This is a genomic window from Helicobacter valdiviensis, from assembly GCF_003245365.1.
GTDB lineage: Bacteria > Campylobacterota > Campylobacteria > Campylobacterales > Helicobacteraceae > Helicobacter_D > Helicobacter_D valdiviensis.
This window is the reverse complement of sequence record NZ_NBIU01000028.1, coordinates 21,937-27,936: the sequence shown is the minus strand read 5'-3', so window position 1 is coordinate 27,936 and position 6,000 is coordinate 21,937. Positions and strand designations below refer to the sequence as shown.

Sequence of the window (6,000 nt, the reverse complement as noted above, 5' to 3'; positions counted from 1 at the left end):
TATGGCTTTTATAGTTACTTTTTTCGTGGAATTCTATTTTACTAGGATTAGATTTATGGTTACTAGCCCTACTTTTACAAATATAGAAGTCTATCCGCTATCAATGCCTATAAGTATAAAGGTAGATTGATGTTGTTTATAGAGGGATTGGTGGGTGCGATTATACTCTTTCCTCATAGTCTTGTATTGTATCAACTTGTTTTGGCAGGACTATTACCATTTATCCTTATAACACTTATACCTCAAATTAAAAATATTCTGCTTAAGAAAAAGAGTATTAGATATTGGTTGCTTTATGGTTTGTTGGGTTATACTATGCTTACTCTAATAGCTTATATAATGCTTTACCTACCAATAAAAGAAATAGCAGAACATGATGTAGGTTTTATGTTATTAGGTATGGTAATTTTTAATATATACTCATCCATTTATCTTTTATTGTTTAAATTTTTATCTAACAATAAGCAAAATATTTTTCTAAGTAAAAAAGAAAAATATTGTCTCTTTGGCTTAAATCTTTTATTTTCTTTGCTATTTTATGCAATATGGTTTGCAGCATTTAAATACGATTTAGCTGACAAAGTAGTCAAATTCTTTAATGGAATGTAACGATGAATGGGGCTAAACTCCTTGACAATATAAAACCTAGTGATTTAAGAAGAAGTCATATGCAAATTTATGGAATTGCTAATAAGGAATTTGGGATAGAATATAAACTAAGCTCTAAAGAAAAATCAAATCAAGCTATAGCCCTTTATGCTCTCTCTGGTAAATTTCAAATCTATTATGTGTTGGATAGTTTTGAAGCGATAAAAATGAATGAAAAAGAAATAGCCATCTATCCTACACAAATAAAGGCTTATGTTGATGATAGCTTTGATTTTAGGGATCAAAATCATATTTTCAATGAAGATGGTAGCATAAAAGAGTTAGGGCAACCTGTGGGTGCTTGGGATTATAATGAGGTAAAGTTTGATAGAGATGTTTCAGAGAGTCAATTGTGGCATTATTTTGCACTACAAAAAGACTTTATACCCGATATTATTGGATTGGAATATGATGAAATTCCTGCGAACAAACAAAATAAAATTTACCCCAATTACAACCACGAATACCAACTAACGCAAAAACACTTCAATCTAGGCTTAGATTTCTTTTTATATAGCTCTACATTTTTGGATATGGATTTTAGTCATACGCAAATGCAAGATACTGCTTTTATAGTGGGGAAGTAAGATGTTTTTTGCTGGTGGTGATTATGAGCCTTTTATATATGGGCTTAGTCTTATTGCATACTATTTTCTACCCCTTTATTGTCTGACGCTTTTATTGTATAAATATAAGCCTCAATATGTGAATCTTACTCTGCATATTGGAGCTTCAGTGTTGTTATACTTAGCTATGTGGGTAATATTTGTCGATACAACTATTATCAGCCTTTTTGAAATTTTTCAAATGTTTTTAATCCCCATTATCTTGCAAATTATACATCTTACCTTTATACTCTATGCTATTATCTATACTTATTTTGATATGCAAAAGATTTCATTTACAAAGAGACTAGGCAGATATATCGTTTCATTTTTTATTGGGATTGGACTACTTATCCTTTCTTTTGTAATGATGTATGCTATTGGATATTATATCAGCTCATGGTGTGATAGATATTATCTTAAAATCGATGAGAGAAATGAGGCGATTCGCACTATAACTTTTTATGTTCTTGTTGTGGTTTTTCCCAGTATAATTGCACTACTCCTTAGCTATATCCTCTATAAAAATCATAAGTCATTTTTTACTAAGATTCTATATAGAATCTTATCTATGATAGGCAAGGATAAACCATAATGCAAAAACTTATATATCAAAACCACAACTACCAACAAATACAAATCCAACAAACACAGAAACATTTCAATCTAGGTTGTGATTTTAGAAACCTTACTCCTACTTTTAAAAATATAGAAGTTTGCTCTTTTTCAATGCCTATAAGTATAAAGGTGGATTGATGAATATTACAGATTTATTGATAATTCTACCAAAAGCAATTTTGATAGCATTTCTTTATAGTCTTGCTATGTTATGGCTTGTGATTCCAGCAATATTACCATTTATTCTCACGACATTTATCCCTAAAATAAACAAAATATTGCTTAAAAATAGAAGCATTGTTTATTGGATTATTGGCAGTTTTATTTCTTATATTATTTTTATTATGGCTCATATTATATCGTTCTTTTTTAAATTTAATATGGATTCTGTATCTATAGTGTTTCTTGGAGCAATGATCTTTAATATTTATTCCACAATATACCTTTTATTGTTTAAATTTTTATCCAACAATAAGCAAAATATTTTTCCAAGTAAAAAAGAAAAATATTGTCTCTTTGGCTTAAATCTTTTATTTTCTTTGCTATTTTATGCAATATGTATTGCAACATTTACATATGATTTGGCTAACAAAGTAATTAAATTCTTTAATGGAGTGTAACAATGAATGGGGCTAAACTCCTTGATAATATAAAACCTAGTGATTTAAAAAGAAGCCAAATGCAATTTTATGGAATTGCTAATAAGGAATTTGGGATAGAATATAAACTAAGCTCTAAAGAAAAATCAAATCAAGCTATAGCTCTTTATGCTCTCTCTGCTAAATTTCAAATCTATTATGTGTTGGATAGTTTTGAAGCGATAAAAATGAATGAAAAAGAAATAGCCATCTATCCTACACAAATAAAGGCTTATGTTGATGATAGCTTTGATTTTAGGGATAGTCCAAATCAGACGGTTGGAGTATGGGATTATGAAAAAATAGTATTTGATTGTATAACAAGTGTCGCAATGGTATTGAAATATTTTTATAATAAAGATATTATTAAAATTACTGAGGATGAAGAAAAGATTTTAGCATTAAAATACCGCAACAATAGAGCAAACAACTTAAATCGCGGTGCTATGTATTATCATCTCTATAATCAAGATTATCAAAACACTCAAACTTTCTTTTATTTGGGTTGCGATTTTATTGCAACAAGTAAGAGTTTTAAGGATATATTAGTTCTACAAGATACTAGAGCTTAAAAAGAATATTTAAAATAAATAAAGGATTTTGATGACTGGTGGTTGGGGATTTTTGGCTTATGTTGCTATATTTTTTATAATATTTTTTGCCATTTTATCTTTTTTATCTCTTTGTATCTTTTTCAAATGGCAGAGCTTTCGTAATTTCTTGTGTTCAAAAAATTTTTGGATTGCTTGGGGTTTTCCCTATTTATTGCTTTTTGTTATTATATGCGTTAGCGGAGAATGGAGTTTATCAAAAATGTATATAAGCAGTTTATCTTTACCTTTGGTATATTTTTTAAGAAAAGCTTTTATACAATCACATTCAAATCTAGTTCCAAATGAATTTTCATTATGGATTATTCCGATAAGTATTTGCTCTTTTTTTATCCATATTGGCTTATTTTTTATTTATTGGATATTAATTATATATTTAAGGAACTAAAATGTTACTTATGATATATTTTAATCTTATATTTACAACATGTATTGTAACAAACTATGCACTTTTTATGGTATTAATTATTGCTTATAAGAAATATCAACTTTTTACAAATAGTGTCGGCGAAAAAATAAAATGTAACCACAGAAAAATAAAATGATACTTTTTGGTTACATTTTATCTTTCTTTAAACCTTAAACTTAAATATTTTATTCTTGTCTTTTTCTTGTTATAATGTCGGCGAAAAAATAAAATGTCGCATTAGAAAAATAAAATGTCGCATTTTTACGACTTTTTATCTTTCTTTATTGCTTAAACTTAAATATTTTAGCTTACAATTAGTTTAAATAGAAATTTTTATTTTGGTTTAATTCAATCTTTATAACATTGCCTTTATTATCAAAAATAATGTGAGCATTTTGAGTGTATTCTCCTAAAAGATTGCTCTTTGCTTTAAAGCTTTGTAGAATATAGATATAGTTTCCATTTTCTAAAATCTTGTATTTATCGCTCACAAACTCATAACTTTTAACATCTGTTGCATAAGCTGGTTTAGATAATTCCTCTTTAACTGCCTTAATGCCTAATAAATTTTCTTGATTGTTTTTATTAAAATTACCCATCACAAAGCTTGGGTCTGCGCATTTAACCAAGCTTTACACAGCTTTTAAACACTTATTTGGGATAAAACAGACATTTTGGGATATTTGGGATTTTTTGCACTTGTTTGCAGAAATTTAAAATGGCACTTTTTATACGCATTAATATCGCATTTATGGGATTTTTGCTAAAAATATCTTGAGATAGTTACATCTACTTTTTAAAATACCCCTCACAAATAGGCGTTTTATTGCAAGTATTGTGTATGGTGGTATAGCTAGTATTGTCCTAGGTAGTTTATTAGGCTATTTTTTATATGCACGAGAGCCTAAGTTAATCAAGCCCTTTATTATTAGCATTTTTAATATAGTACCTTGTTTCTTAGTGTGGTGTTGTATATATTTTCTTGCATATAGAGCACGCAAAAAGCAAGAAGATAACAAAGCATATAAAACAAGACATTTTTATATCATTGTCTGTTTATTTAATGGCATATTATTTCTATATGGCTTTTATAGTAACTTTTTTGGTGGAATTCTATTTTACTAGGATTAGATTTATGGTTACTAGCCCTACTTTTACAAATATAGAAGTCTATCCGCTATCAATGCCTATAAGCGTGAGGATAGATTAATGAGTTTAGATTATATTAATTTTAAAAATTTATTGACCCTATTTATTTTTATGTTTATAAATCTTAATGCATGGGTATTATATGGCATTTTAATTACCTCTTTTACACTAATACCAAAAATTAAACAGCTTTATTTAAGCAAAAATTTTGTTTTGATTTTCTGTATTAGTGGTTTTGTATATGGTGTGATAGTTTTTTGTATTTCTTATTTTTTGCCATTTATTATAAAAATAGATGATTTTATCCTTACAGCTACTATTCTCTATGTGTTTGCAAATTTCTTTATGAATATTATCGCAAGCATAGTTTTTATATTAATTTGTTTTTTAATGATTAAAAATAAAACCGATATAAAACCACTAAACAATAATCAAATAAAAATAGTCTGCATTATGAGTCTTATACATTGTATTTTATCCCCTTTTTTATGTTTTATGTTTATATTTTTATAGGTATTTTGATGAAAAAATTAAAAATATCTTTGTATACTTTACACTTAGGTTGTGATTTTATGGTTGCAAATAAAAGTTCTTAAGGATATAAAATTAAAGATTATTGTATAGAATGTATGATATTTATCTAGTTATATTTTGCCTTTATTCTAAGAAAAACTTTTATAGTTTGAGAAGCAATATTGGTTGTGAGTTTGATGAAAACTTAGGCACAATGAATTGTTATACATACTTAGATGCTCTTTTGGATTTTTTTCTTACTCCTTTGATGACACTCTTAGCATTAACTGCTATTTTTTAGATAGTTATGTTTTTTATAATTTTAAGAAAACTTAGCATAAAAATTGCCTCAAAACAGCTTGGTATAACAACCATTATGGAAGATAGCAATTTAAAAAGAAAAAGTTTTGCATATGGTATTTTATTTTGTATAGTAAAACTTTTATTGGTAGGATTAAACACTGTATATGCAAAAATATTGTTTGGCAAAGGCGGTATCTTTTTGCAGGTATTAATATCTTTATTGCTATTCTTATTGTTACCATTATTAAAATCAAGCATAAAAGAAAACTATAATAAGAAATCCCAACAACATTTAATTTAGGTTATAATTTCTTATGCTATCTATCTAATTTCACAAATAAGGCGTGCCATTAAGGCTTAATGGGTGTAGCTCTTGGTAAGATACTATATATTTATTTTGCAATTTCAACTAGTAACAAAACCTTATCTTTTAATCATATACAACATATCTAAATAATGCTTAGCTTAGAATTTACACATTACAAGAAAATCTTTATATGGAGAGC

At 27.2% G+C, this 6,000-nt stretch carries 10 protein-coding genes; 9 read left to right on the top strand and 1 reads right to left on the bottom strand.

The annotated features are described in order from the left end of the window. The first annotated feature begins 129 nt into the window (after positions 1 to 129). Genes B6S12_RS08485 through B6S12_RS08460 form a run of 7 tightly spaced genes read left to right on the top strand, consistent with a single transcriptional unit; the run spans position 130 to position 3,508 of the window. Positions 130 to 609: a hypothetical protein gene (locus tag B6S12_RS08485; protein WP_111230363.1), complete on the top strand. Its 480-nt coding sequence runs from the start codon at positions 130 to 132 to the stop codon at positions 607 to 609. A gap of 2 nt (positions 610 to 611) precedes the next feature. Beyond that, positions 612 to 1,235, top strand: coding sequence for a DUF6402 family protein (locus B6S12_RS08480; protein ID WP_111230362.1), 624 nt, complete (start codon positions 612 to 614; stop codon positions 1,233 to 1,235). 1 nt (position 1,236) lies between these two features. After that, entirely contained in the window at positions 1,237 to 1,848 is a 612-nt protein-coding gene (locus B6S12_RS08475; protein ID WP_002876473.1) for a hypothetical protein, read from the top strand. Next, complete coding sequence (locus tag B6S12_RS11135; protein WP_181451015.1) at positions 1,848 to 2,009, top strand: hypothetical protein; 162 nt, start codon at positions 1,848 to 1,850, stop codon at positions 2,007 to 2,009. The genes B6S12_RS08475 and B6S12_RS11135 overlap by 1 nt, the downstream gene beginning before the upstream one ends. Next, positions 2,009 to 2,491, top strand: coding sequence for a hypothetical protein (locus tag B6S12_RS08470; RefSeq protein ID WP_245892631.1), 483 nt, complete (start codon positions 2,009 to 2,011; stop codon positions 2,489 to 2,491). The genes B6S12_RS11135 and B6S12_RS08470 overlap by 1 nt, the downstream gene beginning before the upstream one ends. Before the next feature lie 2 nt (positions 2,492 to 2,493). Further along, positions 2,494 to 3,081 carry a DUF6402 family protein gene (locus B6S12_RS08465; RefSeq protein WP_245892630.1) on the top strand — a complete coding sequence of 196 codons (588 nt, stop codon included), beginning with the start codon at positions 2,494 to 2,496 and terminating at the stop codon, positions 3,079 to 3,081. A 31-nt stretch (positions 3,082 to 3,112) separates the two neighbouring features. Continuing rightward, complete coding sequence (locus B6S12_RS08460; RefSeq protein ID WP_111230361.1) at positions 3,113 to 3,508, top strand: hypothetical protein; 396 nt, start codon at positions 3,113 to 3,115, stop codon at positions 3,506 to 3,508. A gap of 335 nt (positions 3,509 to 3,843) precedes the next feature. On the opposite strand, the gene B6S12_RS08455 is transcribed toward B6S12_RS08460, so the two are convergent. After that, positions 3,844 to 4,128 (bottom strand): hypothetical protein, encoded by a 285-nt coding sequence (locus B6S12_RS08455; RefSeq protein WP_245892629.1) that lies wholly within the window; start codon positions 4,126 to 4,128, stop codon positions 3,844 to 3,846. Between the two features lie 1,232 nt (positions 4,129 to 5,360). Between B6S12_RS08455 and B6S12_RS11705 the strand changes: the two genes are divergently transcribed. Continuing rightward, positions 5,361 to 5,492, top strand: coding sequence for a hypothetical protein (locus B6S12_RS11705; RefSeq protein ID WP_281267890.1), 132 nt, complete (start codon positions 5,361 to 5,363; stop codon positions 5,490 to 5,492). Positions 5,493 to 5,567: 75 nt separating this feature from the next. Next, the gene (locus B6S12_RS08435; protein WP_181451014.1) at positions 5,568 to 5,795 is read left to right on the top strand and encodes a hypothetical protein; all 228 of its coding nucleotides are present in this window, start codon (positions 5,568 to 5,570) and stop codon (positions 5,793 to 5,795) included. Positions 5,796 to 6,000 lie beyond the last annotated feature (205 nt).

What these genes read in the sequence shown, in the direction of transcription:
- B6S12_RS08485 (WP_111230363.1), top strand. Translation starts at nt 130, where the DNA reads ATGTTGTTTATAGAGGGATTGGTGGGTGCGATTATACTCTTTCCTCAT.
- B6S12_RS08480 (WP_111230362.1), top strand. Translation starts at nt 612, where the DNA reads ATGAATGGGGCTAAACTCCTTGACAATATAAAACCTAGTGATTTAAGA.
- B6S12_RS08475 (WP_002876473.1), top strand. Translation starts at nt 1,237, where the DNA reads ATGTTTTTTGCTGGTGGTGATTATGAGCCTTTTATATATGGGCTTAGT.
- B6S12_RS11135 (WP_181451015.1), top strand. Translation starts at nt 1,848, where the DNA reads ATGCAAAAACTTATATATCAAAACCACAACTACCAACAAATACAAATC.
- B6S12_RS08470 (WP_245892631.1), top strand. Translation starts at nt 2,009, where the DNA reads ATGAATATTACAGATTTATTGATAATTCTACCAAAAGCAATTTTGATA.
- B6S12_RS08465 (WP_245892630.1), top strand. Translation starts at nt 2,494, where the DNA reads ATGAATGGGGCTAAACTCCTTGATAATATAAAACCTAGTGATTTAAAA.
- B6S12_RS08460 (WP_111230361.1), top strand. Translation starts at nt 3,113, where the DNA reads ATGACTGGTGGTTGGGGATTTTTGGCTTATGTTGCTATATTTTTTATA.
- B6S12_RS08455 (WP_245892629.1), bottom strand. Translation starts at nt 4,128, where the DNA reads ATGGGTAATTTTAATAAAAACAATCAAGAAAATTTATTAGGCATTAAG.
- B6S12_RS08435 (WP_181451014.1), top strand. Translation starts at nt 5,568, where the DNA reads ATGGAAGATAGCAATTTAAAAAGAAAAAGTTTTGCATATGGTATTTTA.